The following is a 19,770-nucleotide window of genomic DNA, read 5'->3' on the forward strand; positions in this document are numbered from 1 at the left end:
ATCCTGCCTGTGGGCCGTGCGGTCCGTGGGCCGTGCGGTCCGCTCAGAACAGCGCGACCACCGCGCCGATGGCGCCGCAGGCCACCAGCGCCGTCACCACGCCCCGGCGCAGCACGAGCAGCCACAGCGCGGCGAGGCCGAGCAGGACGAACTGCCACGGCCGGTCCAGCGACCAGGCCAGCGGCAACGTCGAGCCGGCGATCGCACCGATGGCGGCAGCGCCCGCGCCGGTCAGGAACGCCTGGGCCTTGTCGTTGTCGCGCAGCCGTTCCAGCCTGGGGCCGCCCGCGATGACCATCACGAACGACGGCGCGAAGGCGACGAACGCGGCCAGCAGGCCGCCACCGAGCCCGGCGGCGGCGTACCCGACCACCGCGACGGTCTGCACCACCGGTCCCGGGGTGATCTGACCGAGCGCCACCGCGTTGAGGAACTGCGCGTCGGACATCCACCCGTACGTGTGCACGGCGTCCTCCCGCATCAGCGGGATGATGACGAACCCGCCGCCGTAGGACAGGGCACCGACCTTGGCCGACACCCACGCCAGCGCGCCCAGCCCTCCCCCGACCGCCGGCAGCGCGACGACCACGGGCCACGCGGCGTGCCGGCCGGACGGCGTCCGCACCGCGATCTCCACCAGCCCGGCGGCGATGAGTACCAGCACCAGCCACGGACCCGTCACCGCCGCCGCGACCCCACCGGCCACCAGGTACAGCACCCACCGGACACGTGCCGCGGTCGCCGCGCCGATGCGCTGCCGACTGCCGGGGATCAGCCCCCACGCCGCGTGCACGGCCACCGCCGGCACCGCCGCGCCCGCGCCGGCCGCCGCACCCGTGACCCACGCCGGGGCGTCGTCGGCCAGGAACAGCACCGCCAGCGCGAGGATCAGCAGCAGTCCCGGCACGATGAAGCACACGCCGCCGACCAGCGCTCCCGCCGGGCCCCGCAGCCGCCACGCGCACAGGATCGCGAGCTGCGTCGACGCCGGTCCCGGCAGCAGGTTCGTCACCGCGATGCCGTCCTCGAACTCGCGGTCGGTCAGCCAGCCGCGCCGGGTGACGCACAGGTCCCGCAGCAGCGCGATGTGCGCGGGCGGTCCGCCGAACCCCACGCAGCCGATCCGCCCCCACTCGCGGGCGACGGTCGCCAGGCCGATCCGGGTCATGGTGCGATCCTCACCGGCCCATCCTGCCCGGTCGAACGATCACGTGACTTCAGTACAGCGCTGACTGTATGGTTCGCGTCATGCTGAAGTGCGAGACCCGCGAGAACGCGCTGGCGCGGTTGGGCAAAGCGCTGGCCGACCCGACCCGGTGCCGCATCCTGGTCGGCCTGCTGGACGGGATCAGCTACCCCGCCCAGCTCGCCGACCAGCTCGGGCTGACCCGCTCGAACGTCTCCAACCACCTGTCCTGCCTGCGCGGCTGCGGCCTGGTGGTCGCCGCCTACGAGGGCCGCAAGGTCCGCTACGCCCTGGCCGACGCGCACCTGGCACGGGCGCTGGGCGAGCTGGTCGAGGTGGTGCTCGCCGTCGACACCTCCGAGCCGTGCCTCGACGACGAGCAGCCGGCCCTGACCACGGCGGAGGCGGGCAGATGAGCACCGACCCCAGCCGGGTCGACCTGACCCCGGCCTCGGACGGGTGCGCGGACGGCTGCTGCGCGAGCAAGGCCGCCGGGACCTCGAAACCGGACCCGCCGCGGCGGGCGGCGCTCACCCGGCGGGTGCGGCTGCTGGTCGCCGCCACGATCACCTACAACGTGGTCGAGGCGATCGTGGCGATCACCGCCGGGACCATCGCCTCGTCCACCGCGCTGATCGGCTTCGGCCTGGACTCTGTCATCGAGGTCGCCTCGGCCACGGCCGTGGCCTGGCAGTTCTCCGGCAAGGACCCGGAGGCGCGCGAGCGGGCGGCGTTGAGGGTCATCGCGGTGTCGTTCTTCGCGCTCGCCGCCTACGTCGCGGTCGAGGCGGTGCGCTCCCTGCTGGGCGCGCAGGCCGCCGAGCACTCCACGGTCGGGATCGTGCTGGCGGCGGTGTCGCTGCTCGTCATGCCGATCCTCTCGACCGCCCAACGCCGCGCCGGCCGTGAACTCGGCTCGGCCAGCGCCGTCGCGGACTCCAAGCAGACCCTGCTGTGCACCTACCTGTCCGGCGTGCTGCTGGTGGGCCTGCTGCTGAACTCCCTGTTCGGCTGGTCCTGGGCCGACCCGGTCGTCGCCCTGGTCATCGCCGCCGTCGCGGTGAAGGAGGGCCGGGAAGCGTGGCGCGGCGACCACTGCTGCTGACCTGCCGCCATGGCCTGCCGCCGGCCTAGGTCACCGGCACGATCCGGGCCGCGCGCAGCTCGCCGTCCTCGATGTCGAGCAGCCCGATCGTGCCGTGCGGCTGGCGACGGCGGTCGGTGGGCGAGCCTGGGTTGAACACGCGGACGCCGTCCCCGGTGACGTCCATCGGGATGTGGGAGTGGCCGAACACGACCAGGTCGGCACCGGGGAACCGGCGGCGCATCCGCGCGGTGCGGCCCGTGGCCTGACCGCTGTCGTGGATCATCGCCACGCGCAGCCCGGCGAGGTCCAGCTCGACGGTCTCCGGCGCGCCCCAGGCGACCACGTCCGGGCCGTCGTTGTTGCCGCACACGGCGGTCACCGGCGCGTACTGCGCCAGCTCGTCCAGCACTGGCGCCACGCAGACGTCCCCGGCGTGCAGGATGACGTCCGCCCCGCGCAGCTGCTTCGCCACTTCCGGGGGACACGACTTCCACCGCCGGGGCGCGTGGGTGTCCGACAGCACGACGACCCGCATGGCGCGGACAGCCCCGCCCGGCTCAGGTCGCGGACGGGCCGGCGTCGCCGCTGACGCTCAAGTCGCGCAGGAACTCGTGGCACCGCTTGGCGCGCGCGGAGTCCTCCGCCATCACCTGCCGGAAGAACTCGGCGATCTCCTGCTCGCCCGCGTTCTCCGCGTCCCGGACGTACTGGCCATAGTCGTGACCCGCCTTGAGCGCGTGGTACTGGACGGAGATGAGGTCGTAGGTGACGTCGCCGAAACCGGTCTCTCCGGTGGCCATGGCCCCTCCTCGGTGGTCGGTGGTCGGGTGGTGGTCATCCACTCCATACCCGGCGGTCGCCCCGTCAACCGCACGTCACGGACGAGGTCGCGCTGAGTGGCAGGGACACGGGGTTGCTTGTACGGTGCGAAGTTGGGTTGAGACGACAGCCTGATCCGGCGTCACGCGGCTCTGGCGTGGCGCGGCCTACTTCCGCTTCCGCGGCTGGAGGAACCCATGAGAATCGCAGTCGTTTCCGCCCATGCGAGCCCGCTGCCCGTGCTCGCCGACGCCGAGGAGGGCGGCCAGGACGTCCACGTGGCCGAACTGGCGACGGCCCTGGCCGCGTCCGGGCACGACGTCGTGGTGCACACCCGGCGTGATTCGGTGAGACCGCCCGACGTGGTGCGCGCACGTGGGGGTTTCGACGTCGTCCACGTGCCGGCCGGGCCGCCGACCCCGCTTCACCCGGACGAGCTACTGCCCCACCTGGACGACTTCACCCGGTTCCTGCGCACCCAGTGGCGGACCGACCCGCCGGACGTGGTGCACGCCCACTACTGGACGTCCGGTGTGGCGTCGGTGCTGGCCGCCAACGGCCTCGACGTGCCGGTGGTGCAGACGTTCCACTCGCTGGGCGCGCTGGTCGACGGCGAGGACGTGCCGGAGGCGCGGATGTCCACCGAACGGCTGATCGGCCGGGAGGCGAGCCGGGTCGTGGCCTGCTGCACGGACGAGAAGGCGCAGTTGGTGCGGCTCGGTGTGCCGCGGACGCGGATCGCCGTGGTGCCGCCGGGGGTGGACGTCGAGCGGTTCAAGCCGGACGGGCCGCGGCTCAACCGGCGGGCGCCGCACCGGCTGGTCGCTCCCGCCGCCGGCGCCGAGGACGTGATCACCGCCCTGCGGTCGGTGTGGGACACGGAGCTGGTCGTCGTGGGCGGCAAGCCGGGTCATGTGCGCCGGCTGCGCGAGCACGCCCGCGCCCAGGAGGTCGGTGACCGGGTGCGGCTGGTCGGCCGGGTGCCGCGAGTGGCGATGCCCGCGCTGTTGAGGTCCGCCGACGTGGTGGTGTGCGCCGGGCCGGACGAGGCGACCGGCGTCGCGCCGCTGGAGACCATGGCGTGCGGTGTGCCGGTGGTGGCCGCGACCGTCGGCGCGGCGACCGACACGGTCGTGGACGGCGTCACCGGACTGCTCGTGCCACCGAACGACCCCAAGGCGCTCGCCCGCGCGCTGCGCCCCCTGTTGGCGGACGACGCCCGCCGCGACGCGTACGGCATCGCCGCCGCCGACCGCGTCGACGCCCGGTACAGCACGGCACGGATCGCCGCCGAGACGGTCCGCGTCTACCTCCAGGCGGCAGGCCTCCCGGAGCCCGTCCAGGCATCGGCCCAGGAAGGCTGACCACCCCAGGGGCGACCACCCCGGTCGGCGTCGACCGGCCCCGACGAGCGGCGACCAGCACCGGACACCGGATCAGTGCTGGTCGCCTCGGTCAGGACCGGTCAGCGCCGGTCACCTCGGCACGGCCGGCCGGGTGGCCGGTGCCGGTCAGCCCTGGTCAGCGCTGGTCACCGTGGTCGCGTCGGTGGTCGCGTCGGAAGGCCCCCTCCGGGTACCCGCTGAGCCGGTCCATGAGGTCGTCGGCCGCGCCGTACGCGCGCAGGCGCACCGGCCGGGGGTCGCCGGGGTGGTCACCACGCAGCAGGGCCGCCACGAACGCGGCCACTTCCGCGGTCTCCGGCAGCACGTCACCCCTCAAGTAGGCGATGACGACGGGCGGTTCACCGGAGCAGGTCTCCACCGCGCCCGCCCAGCCGAACTCCTCGTCCCACAGCAACGAGACGTCCTGTCCCGGGAGGGACGGCACGGCCCCCTCCACCGCGAGGTAGGCGGTCGCGGGCGGGCCGGGGTCGGCGGCCGAGCAGTCGCTCACCAGCCCCAACTCCGCCGCGACGGCCCGCACGTACCGCTCGAGGCCGCGGGCCGGTGTGTTGTCGAAGTCGAGGTCGGGATCCACCGCCTCCACCCCCGTTCGTCGTGACGGCGACGTCCAGTCCGACTACCCGGCGGGTGGGTCGGCAAACGACGCCCGACCCCGGCCAGAGGCAAATTCCCCCGGCCGGCGCGCACTCGCCGTGCGGGTGTGGATCAGCGGAGCGTGAGCACCACGTGCGCCGCCACCAGCAGGCCGCACGTGACGGTGTGGGTGATCGGGTTGTGCGTGAGCATGGCGGCGAACTCGCGCAGGAACGCGCTGGGCAGGAAGTACCACGCCGTCGGCGCGCCGATGATCTGCATCCGGAGCCGGAGCCGGCGGGCCAGGACCGCGGCGCGGAACACGTGGAAGCTGTTGGTCACCGCCACCGCACGGCCGGTCCAGCCGCGTTCGGCGAGGAGTTCCGCGCTGTACTCCAGGTTCTCCTCGGTGGTGGTCGCCCGGTCCTCCAGCACGATCAGGTCGTCGGGCACGTCGCGGCGGAGCAGGTAGTCGCGCATGGCCGCCGCCTCGGACACCTCCTCGTCCGGCCCCTGCCCGCCCGAGACGACGAGCAGCGGCGTGCGGCCCGCCTCGACCTCGCGCCGGTACAGGTGGATGCCTCGGTCCAGCCTGCTCGCCAGCAGCGGCGGGACGCGGTCGCCGATCAGTCCCGCCCCCAGCACCACGATCGCGTCGAAGCCCGTGCGGCGGCCGACGCTGCCGTAGACGACCGAGTACAGCAGCAGGCTGACGAACAGGAACGCGACGTAGGCCGCCACGATCAGCAGCGACCCGATCACCACGTCCACCAACGGTCCGGTGTGGGCGGTGGCGAAGCCGAACGCGTAGACGACGCCGAAGATCGCGAGCCCGGCGAGCAGCGACAGCAGGTTCGCCGGCCGGAACCCCTCCCGCCGCACCATCAGCACACCGTTCGCGATCAGTGCGACGGGCAGCACGAACCCCAACCCGAGCAGGACCGCCAGCAGACCGTACCCGACGACGACGGCCGCCCACCCGCCGATCGCCGAAGCGCGGAAGAGCAGCCACAGCAACAAGAACACCAACGTCACACCGAGCCACACCGCGTTCCCGATCCGCCGCCGGTCCCGGATCACACCGACGATGAAGAACAGCGCAGGCACGATGGCCGCGATCCCGAAGATCATGGACAGGAATCTAAGCGGCCCGCCACCCCGTCGCGCGACTCGCGGGGTCAGGTGGGGTCGTCGTCGAGGTCCAGGTCGGGGTTGGTCGCGGCTTCCGCCTCGGCCTCGCGGTCGGGCAGGACGGTGGCGAGGTAGGAGCGGAGGGCGGCGGTGGTGCCCACGTCGCGGCCGGCGTGTTCGGACAGGTACCAGCGGTGGACCAGGACCTCGTGGAACAGCTCCGCCGGGGCCAGCACGCTGAGCAGGTCCGGCGGCACGGCGGCGACCACCGGGTCGTACACCTCGTTGCGCCACAGGTGACCGGCGGTGGTCTCGGGGACCGGCCGGCCGTCGCGCTGCTCCAGGTAGGCTCGGAACGAGCGGAGGTCGTTGAGCAGCCGGCGCGCCTGCCCCTCCTGCACCTCCAAGCCGGTGAGCTTGAACAGCTCGCGCCGGTGCTGCCCGATCTCGGCGACCCGGATGTCGACCCGAAGCCGCGCGCCGCTGTCCGACGTGACCAGCTCCACCTCGCCGACGTCGAAGCCCAGGTCGTTGAGCCGGCGCAGGCGTTCGGCGACCCGGTACCGCTGCTCGTCCAGCCGGAAGAACTCCTCCCGGGTCACCTCGTCCCACAGCGCGGCGTAACGCCGGGGCACGCTGTCGGCCACCTCCACCGGGTCGATGTCGGGCGGCAGCAGACCGCCGGCTTCCAGGTCCATCAGCTCGCCGCCGATGCGTTCCCGCGCCAGGTCCACGTCGTACGTGCGCTGGCCGCTGGACAGCACGGGGTGGCGTTCGACGGTCTCGGCGTCCACCAGGTACGCGGCCAGGTTGCCCGCGTCGAGCCGGAACAGCGTGTTCGACAGCGAGCAGTCGCCCCAGAACGTGCCGGACAGGTGGAGCCGCACGAGCAGTTCGACGAGGGTGTCCACGAGGCGATCGGCCGAGTGCTCGACGCGGGGGCTGGAGAACAGGTACCGGTAGGACATCGAGTGTTCGAGGTAGCGGGTGACCAGGATGGCCTGCTGGTCGTCCGGCCGGTCGACGCACAGCCCGAGCACGGACACCGCGGGCATGCCCTCCCGCTCCATGTCGCCGAGCACCGCGTACTCGTGCCGCGCCAACGATTCGGCGATCTCCTTGAGCGCGTACACCTGGCCTTCGCTGGCCACGAACCGGACGACGTGCCGCGAGATGCCCCGCTGCGGCACGGTCAGCAGCAGCTTGTCGTCCCACTCCTCCAGCGGCTGGGCCCAGGGCAGGGAGAGCAGGCCACCGGCCTCGGCGGCGGGTGGGCGGAAGAGGAATCGCATGAGCTCCCCGTAGCTGGTGCGCGGACGTCCGGAAGCTACCCGTTTCGCGGCTCAGGCATCCACGCGTCCCAAGGAATGGCCTGTTCACCACGATCAAGAGGGCGAACCGGTACCGCGATGCGTGTCACAGGTCACACCCGAGTCGTTCAACGTGGGACGTCCTCCCGAGGGTTTCCCGACCGCAACGGAAACCGACAGCGGCAGAAGGGGGCGACGTGCCGGACGACGACTACGACCAGTTCGTCACCGAACGTCTTGATCGACTCTTGCGCTACGCCACGGCCCTGACGTGCGACAAGCACCTCGCCCAGGACATCGTCCAGGACGTGCTGCTGCGCGCGCGGCAACGGTGGGGCCGGATCGGGGCGATGGCGGCTCCCTACCTCTACGTCAAGCGGATGGTGACCAACGAGTTCCTGTCGTGGCGTCGTCGCAAGGCCACGCGGGACGTGTCGTCCACGCACACCGCGCTGGACGAGGTGGCGCCGGTGGTCGCCGACCACGCGTCGCTGCACGCGGAACGGGACGCGATGCGCGCCCGGATCGCGGTGCTGCCGCGCAAACAGCGGGCGGCGCTCGTGCTGCGGTACTACGAGGACAGCACCGACGCGGAGATCGCCCAGGTCCTGGGCTGCGCGGAAGGCACCGTGCGCAGTCACATCTCCCGGGCGCTCCAGAAGCTGCGGGTCAACGAGAACACCCCGTCGGAGGTGCTGCGATGAACCACCAGGAGAAGCTGATCCGCGAAGCGATCACGGCCGAGGCGGACGAGGCGGTCGACTACCGCACCGTGCTGGCCACCCTGCGCCACAGGAAGTCCCGACGACGGCCGACCGCGTTGTTCGCCGCCATCGGGGTGACCGCCGCCGTCGCCGCCGTCGCGGTGATCGTGCCGCTGAGCACGGACCGGGGCGCGTCGTCCGGGGCGGTCGCCCCGGCCGCACCGCCGTCGGAGCAGGTCGCGACGCCGGCACCCGCGCAGAACGTGCTGCTGATCGGCCTGGACGACGGCGTGAACACCGACTCCGTCGTGCTGGCCCGCCTCGGCCCTGACGGCTCGGCCACCGCCGCGTCGCTGCCGCGCGACTCGTGGGTCGACATCCCCGGCGTGGGCCGGGGCAAGCTGAACTCCGCCTATTCCCGCGCCCACGCGACCGCGCGGGCCGAGGGGCGGGACGGTCACGCGGCGGGTGCGGAGGCGCTCGTGCGGACGGTCGAAATGCTGACGGGCACGCAGGTCGACCACTACGCGTCGGTCGACCTGGCGGGCTTCGGCGCGCTGGCCGACGCGGTCGGCGGGGTGGAGGTCTGCCTCAGGACGGCGGCCCGCGACCAGTTCGCCGGCATCGACCTGCCCGCCGGGCGGCACTCGCTCGACGGCGCGCAGTCGTTGGCGTTCCTGCGGCAGCGCCACGGCCTGCCCCACGGCGATCTCGACCGGATGGTGCGGCAGCAGGCGTTCCTGCGCTCGCTGGTGGGCAAGGTCGTGTCCGGTGACCTGGCGGAGGTGGACGAACTGGTGGACGTGGTGAGCGCCAACGTGCGCACCGATGCCGGGTGGAACCCGATGGACCTCGCCCAGCACCTGAACGGGACGGTGCGGACGGCGATCATCCCCGTCGGCGAGCAGATCGAGACGGAGGCGGGTGCGAGCCTGGCCGTCGACCCGGCGGCGGTGCGGGCGTTCACGGCGGACTTCTTCGCCGACCAGCCCGCCGCCGCGTCCGCCACGCCTCCGGCCGCCGGTCCCACCGTTGGCACGCCCGCCCAGCCCACCGGGCCGGCGCACGACGGCTGCGTGAACTAGACGGCGGAACGGCCGGCTCGGAACGGCTGGTCGATCAGGTCACGGCCGGCGTCGAAGCGTGACTTCGGCGCCGGTCACGGCCGACCGCACCAGCGCTTCGCCGACCCTCGCGGTCCGCGCCGAGTGGGCGGGCGACACCAGCGGCGTGACCTTCTCCCGCACGGCCTCGGCGAACGCGGCGGTCTGGTGTTCGTAGGCGTCGGCGGCGGGCACGACCTCGTCGCGCACGCCGTCCAGCGTGACGACCGTGATCAGCCCGGTCTCGTCGGGGCTGGTCCACGCGTTGCGCACGGAGATCGAGCCGCGGGTGCCCTGGAACTCGTAGGCGGCGCGCGGCCCGTATTCGAGGCTGTAGTCCAGCACCGCCCAGCGGCCGTCGCCGAAGTCGAGCGTGGCCACCGCGCTCAGGTCGACCTCGCGCGAGTGGAACGTGGCCCGCACCCGGAGCGGGTCGGTGTCGAACGCCCACAGCGGCACGTCGAACGCGTAGCAGCCGACGTCCCACGTCGCGCCGCCGCCCAACGCCGGGTCGAACCGGATGTTGCCCTCGGTGGCGGTCGGGTAGGCGAACGCGGACCGCACCACCCGCAGGTCGCCGATCTCACCGGAGGCCAGCAGTTCGGCGGCACGCAGCTGCTGCGGGTGGAAGCGGTACATGTACGCCTCCATGACCACGAGGTCGGCGGCGGCGCGCTCGATCCGGACGCAGTCCTGTTCGGACAGTGCCATCGGCTTCTCGACCAGCACGTGCTTGCCCGCGTCCAGCGAGCGAAGCGTCCACGGCACGTGGTGCGTGTTGGGCAGAGCGAGGTAGACGGCGTCGATGTCGGGATCGGCCAGCAGCTCGTCGTAACCGTCGTGCACCCGTGCACCGAACAGCCGCGCCACCTTCGCCGCCGCCGCCTGCCGACCGGGACGACTGGCCACCGCGGCGACCACGTTGCCGGGCGTCCGGTGGATCGCGGGCAGGACCCGGCCGCTGATGTGGGCGGTAGCTCCGAGGACACCCCAGCGCAGTGGCTTCACAACGAGAGATTAACCGCTTAACCCCGCGAGTCGTACCTCCAGAACGCGCGAGTCCTCCGTTCAGAACGACCGTGTCCTCCGTTCAGGACACTTGAATTCACCGCTCGGAACGCCGGGGCTTCACCGCTCGGAACGCGGGGACCACATCGTGGGCGGACCCCTCACCGAGCGGTTCAGGGGCGATCAGCGAGACTTGAGGGATGAACGACGAGCCCGACGACCGGACCAGCTTCGCCGACCTCGGGTTGCGCCCCGAACTCCTCCGGGCGCTCACCGGCCTCGGCTACGAGGAGCCCACCCCCATCCAACGCGAGGCCATCCCGCCGCTGACCGAAGGCCGTGACCTGCTCGGACAGGCCGCGACCGGCACCGGCAAGACGGCCGCTTTCGCGCTGCCCGTGCTGGAACGCATGGCCGGCGCGGACCGGAACCGGCGGGCGCCGTTCGCGCTCGTGCTGGTGCCGACGCGCGAGTTGGCGGTGCAGGTCTCCGAAGCGGTGCACCGGTACGGCCGCGAGCTGGGCGCGCGGGTGCTGCCGATCTACGGCGGCCAGCCCATCGGGCGGCAGCTGCGGGTGCTGGAGCAGGGTGTGGACGTCGTCGTGGCCACGCCGGGCCGCGCGGTGGACCACCTCAGCCGCGGCACGTTGAAGCTGGAGCAGCTGGAAGTCGTCGTGCTGGACGAGGCCGACGAGATGCTGGACATGGGCTTCGCCGAGGACCTGGACACGATCCTGGCCGAGACGCCGTCCGAGCGGCAGACCGTGCTGTTCTCCGCGACCATGCCGGGCCGCATCGACCGGCTGGCCCGCCAGCACCTGTCCGACCCGGTGCGCATCACGATCGGCCGCGAGCAGGCGGAGCCGGGCGAAGCGCCGAAGGTGCGGCAGAGCGCGTACGTCGTGCCGCGCGCGCACAAGCCGGCCGCCCTGGGCCGCGTGCTGGACGTCGAGGCGCCGGTCGCGGCGATCGTGTTCTGCCGCACGCGGGACGAGGTCGACCAGCTCACCGAGACGTTGAACGGGCGCGGTTACCGGGCGGAGTCGCTGCACGGCGGCATCAGCCAGGAGCAGCGCGACCGGGTGATGGCACGGCTGCGCAACGGCACCGCGGACCTGCTGGTGGCGACGGACGTGGCGGCGCGCGGGCTGGACATCGAGCAGCTGACGCACGTCGTCAACTACAACGTGCCGTCCGCGCCGGAGTCGTACGTGCACCGCATCGGCCGGATCGGTCGGGCGGGCCGCGAGGGTGTGGCGATCACGCTGGCCGAGCCGCGCGAGCACGGCATGCTCAAGACGATCGAGCGCGTCACCAAGCAGCGCATCCACATGGAGAAGGTCCCGACGATCGCCGACCTGCGGGCGCGCAAGTTGGAGCTGACCCGGGCCGCGCTGCACGAGAGCCTGCTGGAGGACGACCTGGAGGGCTTCCGGGTCGTGGTGGAGACGTTGACCGACGAGTTCGACGTGATGGAGGTGGCGCTCGCGGCGGTGAAGCTCGCGCACGAGGCCTCCGGCGCGGCGGCCGACGAGGAGGAGATCCCGGAGTACGTGCCGAGGTCGGGCCCGTCCGGTGAACGCCGTGGGCGCGAGGGCGGCGGCGAACGCCGTGAGCCGCGCAAGCCGCGCCGCCCGTCCGCGGGCATGACGAGGCTGTTCGTCGGCGCGGGCCGCAGCTCGGGCATCCGGCCGCAGGACCTGGTCGGCGCGATCGCGGGTGAGGCGCGGCTGAACGGCCGGGAGATCGGCGCGATCGAGATCGCGGACCGGTTCTCGCTGGTGGAGGTGCCGGAGTCGGCGGCGCAGCAGGTCATCGCATCACTGCGGGGCGCCACGATCAAGGGCCGCAAGGTCACCGTGCGACGGGAGCGCGACGACCCCGCGCGCTGACCTGCGAGCGGACGGCACGCGGGCGCACCGGGCGGTCGACACGGCCCGGTCCCACTCGTCCACGCGGTCGAGCCGCACCACAACGCCGTGGCCGCGGGCGACCGGGGCGGCATGATCCCCAGGCGTTGAGGTGACGGGCTGGACCGGGTGGTCGACGGGCGCTGAGAGATCCACGCCACGCCACGGTTCACGCCTGGCCTCGACCTCGCCCCAGTGCCGCACGCCGGTCCAGCCGGGGTCGCCGGTCGTGCAGATGCCACCCAGGCCCGGAGCATGCGGCGGGACAGCGCGCGCTCGTCGTCACCGGCCGGCCCGCCGATCAGGCTGAACCCGTTCTTCGGGCACGCCCCGTCGAGGTTGCCGGACGAGAACGGCACGTCAGCGGTGTGCCAGGCGGGCGGCCGGGTGAACCGCGCCAGGAACGCCCGGCCGTGCGCCTCGGCCAGCCGGGTGGTGGGCTCGCCGAACACGAAGTCGCCCGCGAGCCGCACCTGCGCGTCCTCGAAGTGCGCGTAGCCGCCACGACGTGGTCCGGGATGTCCCGGGCGCGGCCGAACCCGCGCAGTCCCGGCGACCGAACCGTGCCGACCGCCGAGAACAGCAACGCGGGCAGCCCCGCGGCGACCGGCCCGAACAGCAGGGGGTCGTACGCCAGCGGGCCGGTGCGCTGGGCGGCGGCGAGCGCGTCGGTCGACGCCACGGTGGACCCGGGTGTCGAGGTGTCGATCCACTCAACGACCCGGCGCGCGAAAGCGGGCGTGTAGAACCGGTTCGGCACGCTGTGGGCGATCACCCGCCGCACCGGCTCCCACGCCGCGAGGAACAACGCCGAACCCGCGCCCGCCGACTGGCCGCCCACGGTGTCGTCGTCCGGGTCGCCGCCGAACACCCCGATGTGCTCGCGCACCCACCGCAGCGCCGCCCGCTGGTCGAGCACGGCCAACGCGGCGCCGTCGTGGTCGGGCTGGGCGGACGAGCCGAACGTGCGGGCGCCGCCGTGCACGGAGAACAGCACCGGCCACGGACCGTCCGAAGTGGACGGTGTCCGGGCGTTGGGGGTCAGCACGTCCTCGTCGCCCGGCCGCCACGCCGGTGCGCCGGGCAGCCCCCCGGCGACGAGGCGGGGACGGGCTCGGCGAACCGGCGCGGGCCGAACGACGACTCCGCGTACCCGATGCCCGGGAACGCCTCCACCTCGGCGTCGATCGGCCGGCACCGGAACCGCCCACGTCGTGTCATCGGCGTCTACCCTGCCAGGATGGGTGATCCGCTGAACGCTCGGGAGGACGCCGCCGAGGCGTTGGGGATGGTCGCACGGGCCGCCGGGCCGTACCTGGACGCGCTGCCGCACCTGCCGGTGCGCGACGCCACGCACGCCCACCTGCTCAAGGACCTGGACGGGCCGCTGCCGGAAGCCGGTGACGGCACGATCGCCGCGATCGCGGACCTGCTGCGCATCGGCACGCGGGCGGCGACGCACTCGTCCGGGCCGCGGTTCTTCCACTACGTGGTCGGCGGCGCGACACCGGCGGCGCAGGCGGCGGACTGGGTGACGTCCCTGCTGGACCAGGCCGGCGGCCTGTGGCCGGCGTCGCCGTTCGCCGCGCAGGCCGAGACGGTGGTGCTGCGGTGGCTGAAGGAGATGGTCGGGCTGCCCGCGTCGTACGGCGGGGTGCTGACGCCGAGCGCGACGTTCGCGAACCTCACCGGGCTGGCGTGCGCGCGGTTCTGGTGGGCCGGACAGCACGGCGTGGACGTGACGGCGGACGGTCTGGCGGGCCTGCCGCGGATGCCGGTGTTCTCCAGCGGGTACGTGCACCCGAGCAGCCGGAAGGCGCTGCAGCTGCTGGGCCTGGGGCGTGACAGCGTGCGGACGCTGACGCGTGACGACGCGGGCCGGCTGGACGTGGACGCGCTGGACGAGGCGTTGGCGTCGTCGGGGCCGGCGGTGCTGATCGGCAACGCGGGCGAGGTCAACGGTGGCGACTACGACCCGCTGGACGAACTGGCCGACCTGGCGGAGCGGCACGGCGCGTGGCTGCACGTGGACGGCGCGTTCGGCCTGTTCGCCGCCCTCTCCCCCCGCACGGCGGACCTGGTGCGCGGTGTGGAGCGTGCCGATTCGGTGGCCGCGGACGGGCACAAGTGGCTCAACGTGCCGTACGAGAGCGGTGTCGCGTTCGTCAAGGACCGCTCGTTCCTCGGTCGGGCGTTCGGCGGCTGGGACGCCCCGTACCTGCCGGAGCCGGACGACGAGTTCATCAGCTACAACAACCTGGGCCCCGAGTCGTCACGTCGGGCGCGCGCGATCCCGATCTGGGCGACGCTGCGCGCGTACGGCCGCGAGGGCCACCGGGCGATGGTGGAGCGCCACCAAGACCTGGCGCTGCGCCTCGGCCGGCGCATCACCGAGGCCCCGGACCTGGAACTGCTGGCCCCGATCACCGTGTTCATCGTCTGCTTCCGCTACCGGCCGCCGGGTGTGCCCGAAGAAGCCCTCGACGACCTCAACCGCCGGATCGGCGAGGAGTTGATCGAGGACGGCCGGGTGTACGCGGGCACGACCGTGTACCGGGGCATGGTCGCGCTGCGCCCGGCGATCGTGAACTGGCGGACCACCGACGAGGACGTCGACCTGCTGGCCTCCGTGGTCCGCGAACTCGGCGCCCGCCTGCTCCGGAGCTGACGGGACAACCGTCGCGGAGCCGGCCAGTACCATCGGCGGTGTGCGGAACTCGATCACCGATGTGGGCGGCGTGCTGGTCGGGCACGTCACGCGGATCGGGGACGGGGCGTTGACCGGCACCACGGCGGTGCTGTTCCCGCCCGGCACGGTGTCCACTGTGGACGTTCGCGGTGGGGCTCCGGCGACCCGGGACACGGCGGCGCTCGACGCCCGCTACGGCGACCGTGAGGTGCGCGGCATCGTGTTGACGGGTGGGAGCGCCTACGGGCTGGCGGCAGCGGACGGCGCGGCCCGCGAGCTGGGGTCGTTCGTGCCCGCCGCCGCGCTGTTCGACCTCGGTCGGGGCGGTGACTTCCACACCTTTCCCGGGCCTGACGAGGGCGCGCGGGCGGTGCGGAACGCGGGGGTCGAGGTCGCGCAGGGCAACGTCGGCGCGGGCACGGGCGCGCTGAACGCCACGCTGAAAGGCGGCCTGGGCACGGCGAGCACCACGCTGCCCGGCGGCGTGGTCGTGGGTGCGATCGCGGCCCTGAACGCGGTCGGCCCGTCCGTCGACGTCGACACCGGCCTGCCGTTCGCCACCCACCTCGGCGAACCGGGCGAGTTCCCCACCTACCAGGGCGACGACCTCGACGCCGCCCGGATCGCGGGCCACGTCCAGCCGATCAACGGCCAGCCGTTCAACACGGTGATCGGGGTCGTCGCCACGAACGCCCGCCTGCCGCACCTGTTCGCCCTGGCCACGGCCGCCCAGGACGGCCTGGCGATCGCCGTCCGCCCCGCGCACGGCCTCACCGACGGCGACACCGCCTTCGCCGCCTCGACCGGCACCCACGACGCCGACCCGGACCAGGTGCTCGCGGCGGCACGGGCGGTGTTCGCCCGCGCGCTGGTGCACGGCCTGCTCCGCGCCGAGTCCGTCACCACACCGCGGGGCCACCTCACGGCCTACCGCGAGCTGTACCCGCGCGCCGCAGCCACGTACCGGGGGGCCTGACCATGCACGCGATGCAGTACGAGATCACCCTGCCCGCCGACTACGACATGGACGTCATCCGCACCAGGGTCGCCACCCGCGGCTCCGCGTTGGACGCCTTCCCGGGGCTGGGTCTCAAGGCGTACTGCGTGCGGGAACGCGGAGTCGACGGATCGCCGGTCAACCAGTACGCCCCGCTCTACCTCTGACGCACCGCCGAGGGCATGAACAGCTTCCTCCGGGGGCCGGGCTTCCGGGGCCTGAGCGCCGACTTCGGCCGGCCCGCCGTGCAGCACTGGGTCGGGCTCGCGTTCGAGAAGGGCTCCGCCACCACGACCACCGCCGCGTCCAAGCGCACCTGGCGCCTGCCCGCCGACGCCGACCCCGCCGAGGCGATCGACCAGGCGCTGGACGAGCGGCCCACGGACCACCCCGACGTCCACGCCACCGCGCTGGCGATCGACCCGAGGCGATGGGAACTGCTGCGCTTCACGCTGTGGAGCACCCCGGACGTCGCGCCCGACGAGGAGGTGCGCTACCGCGTGCCGCACCTGTCACGGCCGGAGCTGGACGACCTCACCGCTGGCCGGCACTGGTAGGCCGCGACCGGCCGGCACCGGGGTTGCGGGCGCGTTCGGCGTACGGCACGGACACGTAGCCGACGAGGTCGAGCACGCCGCCGCTGGTGCGGTCCACTTCACGGGCGAACCCGAGGATGCCCGAGTCCGCGCGGTCCATCAGCCAGGCCAGCAGCACGACCACCACGTCCGCGAGCAGACCGACCTGGAACGGCATGTCCTCGCGCTTGCCGGCGGTCACCGCGCTGGCGAAGTCGGTCATGCCGCGTTCGGTGAGCTCCAGCCGACCGGTCTCGATCGCCCGCTTCATCGAGTCCACGACCAGCGGCAGCACCGACGCCCACACCTCGCGCGGCGCGACCTCGCAGATCAGGCCGCCGCACAGGGCCGCCGTCCACAACGCCTCCGGATCGCTCGCACGGACCGCCCCCACCGCGAGGTGCGGCAGCAGTTCCGCGCCGCGCTCCCACGCGCCGGTGGCGACCAGCTTCTCCACCGCGTGCCGGTAGTGCTCCAACGCCCTGGCGTGGTCGCCCCGCGCGCTCAGCACGCCGCCCAGGTCGTCGTGGAACGACGCCACCTCGGCCGCCGCGCCCAGCTGCTCGGCGCGGGCCAGGCCGACGGTGGCGTAGTGCTGCGCGGGCTCCAGGTCGCCCCGGACCCGGTGGCACTCGCCGAGCCGGCGCAGCGCGGCCAGCTCCTGCCGGTCGTCACCGAGCTCGCGGAACAGCTCCACCGCGCGCGAGCCGGCGTCGATCGCGCCGGCCAGGTCGCCGTGCTCCCGGTACCGATCGCACTCGGCGAGGGCGAACGCGGCCTGCCGGACGGGGTCGCCCAGTTCCGCGGCCAGGTCGTGGCCCTCGATGGCGTAGCGGAGCGAGGTCTCGGGGTCCGCGTCGCCCAGGTCGTCGAGCACGGTGATCGAGTCGAGCAGCCCGGGTCTGTTCCCGCGGGCGCGGTGCTCGTCGTGCGCCAGGCGCGCCGCCTGGCCGGCCTCGTCCGTTCTGCCTTCTCGCATCAGCAGCCTCGCCATCCGCAGCAGGACGTCCGCTCGGTCGCGGCACGCGTCGCCCAAGCCCACACACCGTTCGAAGTCCGCCACCGCCGCCGGGTATTCCCCGCGCCGCTCGGCCCGGGTCGCCGTGAGCTCGAACCTGGTCGCCCAGAGGGGCTCGACCTCGTCGTCCGGCAGGTCCAGCTCGGGCAGCAGCGCGTCGATCCGGTCGACCAGCGCGTCGGCGGCGCGGTCGTCGTCCTCCAGGTCCAGCTCGGCCAGCAGCACGCCGGCGAACGCGGGGGTGTCGGCCGCGTCGCCCGTCTCGGCGACCCGGCGCAGCGCCGAGATCTCCCGGTGCAGCACGGCGGACAGCGGGCCCGTGCGGTCGCGCGCGGCGGCGGCCAGCAGCTCGCACGCGGTGAGCGCGGCCTCGGCGTGGGTGGTGGACCGGTCACGCCACTCGTCCAGCCTGCCGTTCACCGTGCCCACATACAGGTAGGACCGCTCGATGCCGCCGGGCGTGCCGGTGTTGACGATGGCGCGCGCGGCGGGCGTCTCCTCGGCGGTGAGCCGCCGCACGACGGTCCGGGCGAACCCGGCGGCCAGGTTCGCCGGGATGGTCCACAGCGTGCCGATGTAGCCGCGCGCCCCGGCCCGGACGAACTCGCGGCCCAGGTCCGTCCACGACCGGCAGGAGTTGTTGAACACGATCGGCCGGTGCCGCAGGGTCACCGGGATGTCCTCGTCCGGCAGCCCGTGGCCGCCCAGCACGATCGCGTCGTCGGCGTCGTGGACGTTGAAGAACACCACCTCGACCGGCAGCTCCGACATCAGGTCCCGCAGCGCGTCGGGGGACGCGTCGGACAGCACGATGGGGTGGGTGTGGTGCCCCAGCGACGCGGTCGACTCCGGGACCTCCAGGAACGCCCCGGAGTCGACCACCAGGCTGAACGCGCCGGGCTCCCGCGCCACGCCCGCGCGGTGCAGCTCGGTGAGGACGACCAGCGCCGGGTCCGCCACGACGTGCCCGATCGGCTTGCGCGCCCAGTTCGCGTCCTCGGTGTGCACGAACGGGTAGGCCAGGCCGGTCGTGAACACCGTCAGCGCCCGGTCACCGACCTCCGCGACCGCCTCGGCCGGCACCTGCGCGGTCACCACGGCCTCGACCGCCGCGTACGGGTCGTGCCCGCCGGTGGACAGGTACCGCCACAGGGCCTCCACGTAGCCGATGCCCTTGACCGCGTCGCCGATCGCGCCCGCCGCCGCGGTGACCCGCTCCTGCTCCTCGGCCACGACGGTGCGCACCTCGGCCAGGTCCGGCTTCGACGTGACCACCAGCCGCGCACCGCGGTGGTGCGCGTAGACGGCGGCGGCCAGGTCGTCCGCCTCACCGGTGCGTTCGACCAGGACGGCCTCGTCACCGTCGTCCGCGTTGTGCTCGGCGAACGGCACGGGCGGCGCGTCGTCGTCCACGCGCAGCGCCGCGCCGGTGCGCAGGGCGGTGAAGAGGGCGGCGACGAAATCGGCGTCCGGTGCGACGTCGAGCGTGCGTTCCGGCTCACCGCCGCCGTGCAGCAGCTCCCACGCCTTGCCGGTCAGGCCCACGGGGTCGTCGCACGTCAGGTGCAGGCGTTCGGGCAGGTCCGGGAACAGCCCGGTGCCGTCCGGTCCAGCGCTCTCGGGCTGGGCGAGGAACACGACCCGGCGCACGCCCATCGCGGTGAGCAGGTCGGCGACCAGCTCGTCGTGCCGGTGCGACGACACGTCCCCCGGCTTCAGCGCGACGACGGGCGTGACGCGGTCCGCCGGCAGGCAGGACACCACGACCGCCGCCTCCCGCACCTGGTCCGGGCGGCACACCACGACCGTGTCGCCGACGTCGAACACCGGCTCGCTGGTCACCGTCACGGTCAGCTCCGACTCGCCCGCCGGCAGCTCCACGGACACGCCGCCGTCCTCGACCGCGCACGGCGACGAGCCGGACACCAGCAGCGTCACCGAGCCGGGAAGGGTGAACACCACCCCGTCCGAGGTCCGCGCGGCGGGTGCGTCGACGGCGAGCCGCCAGCGCGCGGGGTCGGGCAGGTCGAAGCGCTGCCGCAGCACCGCGCGCACGGACCCGTCACGCGTCTCGCCGACGAACAGGTCACGGGCTCCCGCCTCGGCGGTCAGCTCCTCGACCGCGTCGACCTGCGGTTTGCGGTGCACGTCGAGCAGGACGGCACGCAGCAGGCCCGCCTCGAAGCGGAACCGAACTCCGTGCGGGGCACCGAGGTCCACTGGCTCACGACCCTTGCAACCGGATGGTCCACCG

At 73.5% G+C, this 19,770-nt stretch carries 18 protein-coding genes and 1 pseudogene; 9 read left to right on the top strand and 10 right to left on the bottom strand.

Annotated features, from left to right (window positions below; all coding sequences use genetic code 11):
* Window positions 1-43 precede the first annotated feature (43 nt).
* A complete protein-coding gene (chrA, locus tag ACRAKI_RS24095; protein WP_447002785.1) occupies window positions 44-1,168 on the bottom strand; it encodes a chromate efflux transporter in 1,125 nt (374 codons plus the stop codon).
* A gap of 80 nt (window positions 1,169-1,248) precedes the next feature.
* On the opposite strand from chrA, the gene cmtR reads away from it, so the two are divergent.
* Window positions 1,249-1,602, top strand: a complete 354-nt coding sequence (gene cmtR / locus ACRAKI_RS24100; RefSeq protein WP_447002786.1) for a Cd(II)/Pb(II)-sensing metalloregulatory transcriptional regulator CmtR — start codon at window positions 1,249-1,251, stop codon at window positions 1,600-1,602.
* On the top strand, window positions 1,599-2,291 hold the full coding sequence (locus ACRAKI_RS24105; RefSeq protein WP_447002787.1) for a cation transporter: 693 nt from the start codon (window positions 1,599-1,601) through the stop codon (window positions 2,289-2,291). The genes cmtR and ACRAKI_RS24105 overlap by 4 nt, the downstream gene beginning before the upstream one ends.
* 25 nt (window positions 2,292-2,316) lie before the next feature.
* On the opposite strand, the gene ACRAKI_RS24110 is transcribed toward ACRAKI_RS24105, so the two are convergent.
* Window positions 2,317-2,808 (bottom strand): metallophosphoesterase family protein, encoded by a 492-nt coding sequence (locus ACRAKI_RS24110; protein ID WP_447002788.1) that lies wholly within the window; start codon window positions 2,806-2,808, stop codon window positions 2,317-2,319.
* A gap of 22 nt (window positions 2,809-2,830) precedes the next feature.
* Window positions 2,831-3,073 (bottom strand): acyl carrier protein, encoded by a 243-nt coding sequence (locus ACRAKI_RS24115; protein ID WP_447002789.1) that lies wholly within the window; start codon window positions 3,071-3,073, stop codon window positions 2,831-2,833.
* Window positions 3,074-3,289: 216 nt separating this feature from the next.
* Here ACRAKI_RS24115 and ACRAKI_RS24120 point away from each other — a divergent pair, with 216 nt between their 5' ends.
* On the top strand, window positions 3,290-4,456 hold the full coding sequence (locus ACRAKI_RS24120; RefSeq protein ID WP_447002790.1) for a glycosyltransferase: 1,167 nt from the start codon (window positions 3,290-3,292) through the stop codon (window positions 4,454-4,456).
* Between the two features lie 157 nt (window positions 4,457-4,613).
* Here the strand turns inward: ACRAKI_RS24120 and ACRAKI_RS24125 are convergent, their stop codons facing one another.
* The 3 genes from ACRAKI_RS24125 to ACRAKI_RS24135 all read right to left on the bottom strand — a co-directional run bounded on the left by ACRAKI_RS24125 (window position 4,614) and on the right by ACRAKI_RS24135 (window position 7,494).
* Window positions 4,614-5,072 (bottom strand): DUF6292 family protein, encoded by a 459-nt coding sequence (locus tag ACRAKI_RS24125; RefSeq protein ID WP_447002791.1) that lies wholly within the window; start codon window positions 5,070-5,072, stop codon window positions 4,614-4,616.
* Window positions 5,073-5,203: 131 nt separating this feature from the next.
* The gene (locus ACRAKI_RS24130) at window positions 5,204-6,202 is read right to left on the bottom strand and encodes a YdcF family protein (protein ID WP_447002792.1); all 999 of its coding nucleotides are present in this window, start codon (window positions 6,200-6,202) and stop codon (window positions 5,204-5,206) included.
* Window positions 6,203-6,249: 47 nt separating this feature from the next.
* A complete protein-coding gene (locus ACRAKI_RS24135; RefSeq protein WP_447002793.1) occupies window positions 6,250-7,494 on the bottom strand; it encodes a DUF4032 domain-containing protein in 1,245 nt (414 codons plus the stop codon).
* 215 nt (window positions 7,495-7,709) lie between these two features.
* Here ACRAKI_RS24135 and ACRAKI_RS24140 point away from each other — a divergent pair, with 215 nt between their 5' ends.
* Both ACRAKI_RS24140 and ACRAKI_RS24145 read left to right on the top strand, forming a co-directional pair.
* Window positions 7,710-8,216: a SigE family RNA polymerase sigma factor gene (locus tag ACRAKI_RS24140; protein ID WP_447002794.1), complete on the top strand. Its 507-nt coding sequence runs from the start codon at window positions 7,710-7,712 to the stop codon at window positions 8,214-8,216.
* Window positions 8,213-9,301: an LCP family protein gene (locus tag ACRAKI_RS24145; protein WP_447002795.1), complete on the top strand. Its 1,089-nt coding sequence runs from the start codon at window positions 8,213-8,215 to the stop codon at window positions 9,299-9,301. Before ACRAKI_RS24140 ends, ACRAKI_RS24145 begins: the two co-directional genes overlap by 4 nt.
* A gap of 39 nt (window positions 9,302-9,340) precedes the next feature.
* On the opposite strand, the gene ACRAKI_RS24150 is transcribed toward ACRAKI_RS24145, so the two are convergent.
* Window positions 9,341-10,327, bottom strand: coding sequence for a Gfo/Idh/MocA family protein (locus ACRAKI_RS24150; protein WP_447002796.1), 987 nt, complete (start codon window positions 10,325-10,327; stop codon window positions 9,341-9,343).
* 200 nt (window positions 10,328-10,527) lie between these two features.
* Here ACRAKI_RS24150 and ACRAKI_RS24155 point away from each other — a divergent pair, with 200 nt between their 5' ends.
* The gene (locus tag ACRAKI_RS24155; RefSeq protein WP_447002797.1) at window positions 10,528-12,219 is read left to right on the top strand and encodes a DEAD/DEAH box helicase; all 1,692 of its coding nucleotides are present in this window, start codon (window positions 10,528-10,530) and stop codon (window positions 12,217-12,219) included.
* Between the two features lie 319 nt (window positions 12,220-12,538).
* Here the strand turns inward: ACRAKI_RS24155 and ACRAKI_RS24160 are convergent, their stop codons facing one another.
* Window positions 12,539-13,285, bottom strand: a complete 747-nt coding sequence (locus ACRAKI_RS24160; protein ID WP_447002798.1) for a carboxylesterase family protein — start codon at window positions 13,283-13,285, stop codon at window positions 12,539-12,541.
* Window positions 13,279-13,458: a hypothetical protein gene (locus tag ACRAKI_RS24165; protein WP_447002799.1), complete on the bottom strand. Its 180-nt coding sequence runs from the start codon at window positions 13,456-13,458 to the stop codon at window positions 13,279-13,281. The genes ACRAKI_RS24160 and ACRAKI_RS24165 overlap by 7 nt, the downstream gene beginning before the upstream one ends.
* A gap of 19 nt (window positions 13,459-13,477) precedes the next feature.
* On the opposite strand from ACRAKI_RS24165, the gene ACRAKI_RS24170 reads away from it, so the two are divergent.
* From ACRAKI_RS24170 to ACRAKI_RS24180, 3 genes and pseudogenes are all read left to right on the top strand, one after another.
* Window positions 13,478-14,905, top strand: a complete 1,428-nt coding sequence (locus ACRAKI_RS24170; RefSeq protein WP_447002800.1) for a pyridoxal phosphate-dependent decarboxylase family protein — start codon at window positions 13,478-13,480, stop codon at window positions 14,903-14,905.
* 40 nt (window positions 14,906-14,945) lie between these two features.
* Window positions 14,946-15,902: a P1 family peptidase gene (locus ACRAKI_RS24175; protein WP_447002801.1), complete on the top strand. Its 957-nt coding sequence runs from the start codon at window positions 14,946-14,948 to the stop codon at window positions 15,900-15,902.
* Window positions 15,903-15,913: 11 nt separating this feature from the next.
* Window positions 15,914-16,480: pseudogene (locus tag ACRAKI_RS24180) on the top strand (DUF4865 family protein).
* On the opposite strand, the gene ACRAKI_RS24185 reads toward ACRAKI_RS24180, so the two are convergent.
* Window positions 16,458-19,736: a hypothetical protein gene (locus ACRAKI_RS24185; protein ID WP_447002802.1), complete on the bottom strand. Its 3,279-nt coding sequence runs from the start codon at window positions 19,734-19,736 to the stop codon at window positions 16,458-16,460. The pseudogene ACRAKI_RS24180 and the gene ACRAKI_RS24185 overlap by 23 nt on opposite strands.
* Between the last annotated feature and the right edge of the window lie 34 nt (window positions 19,737-19,770).

This window comes from Saccharothrix isguenensis (genome assembly GCF_052936305.1).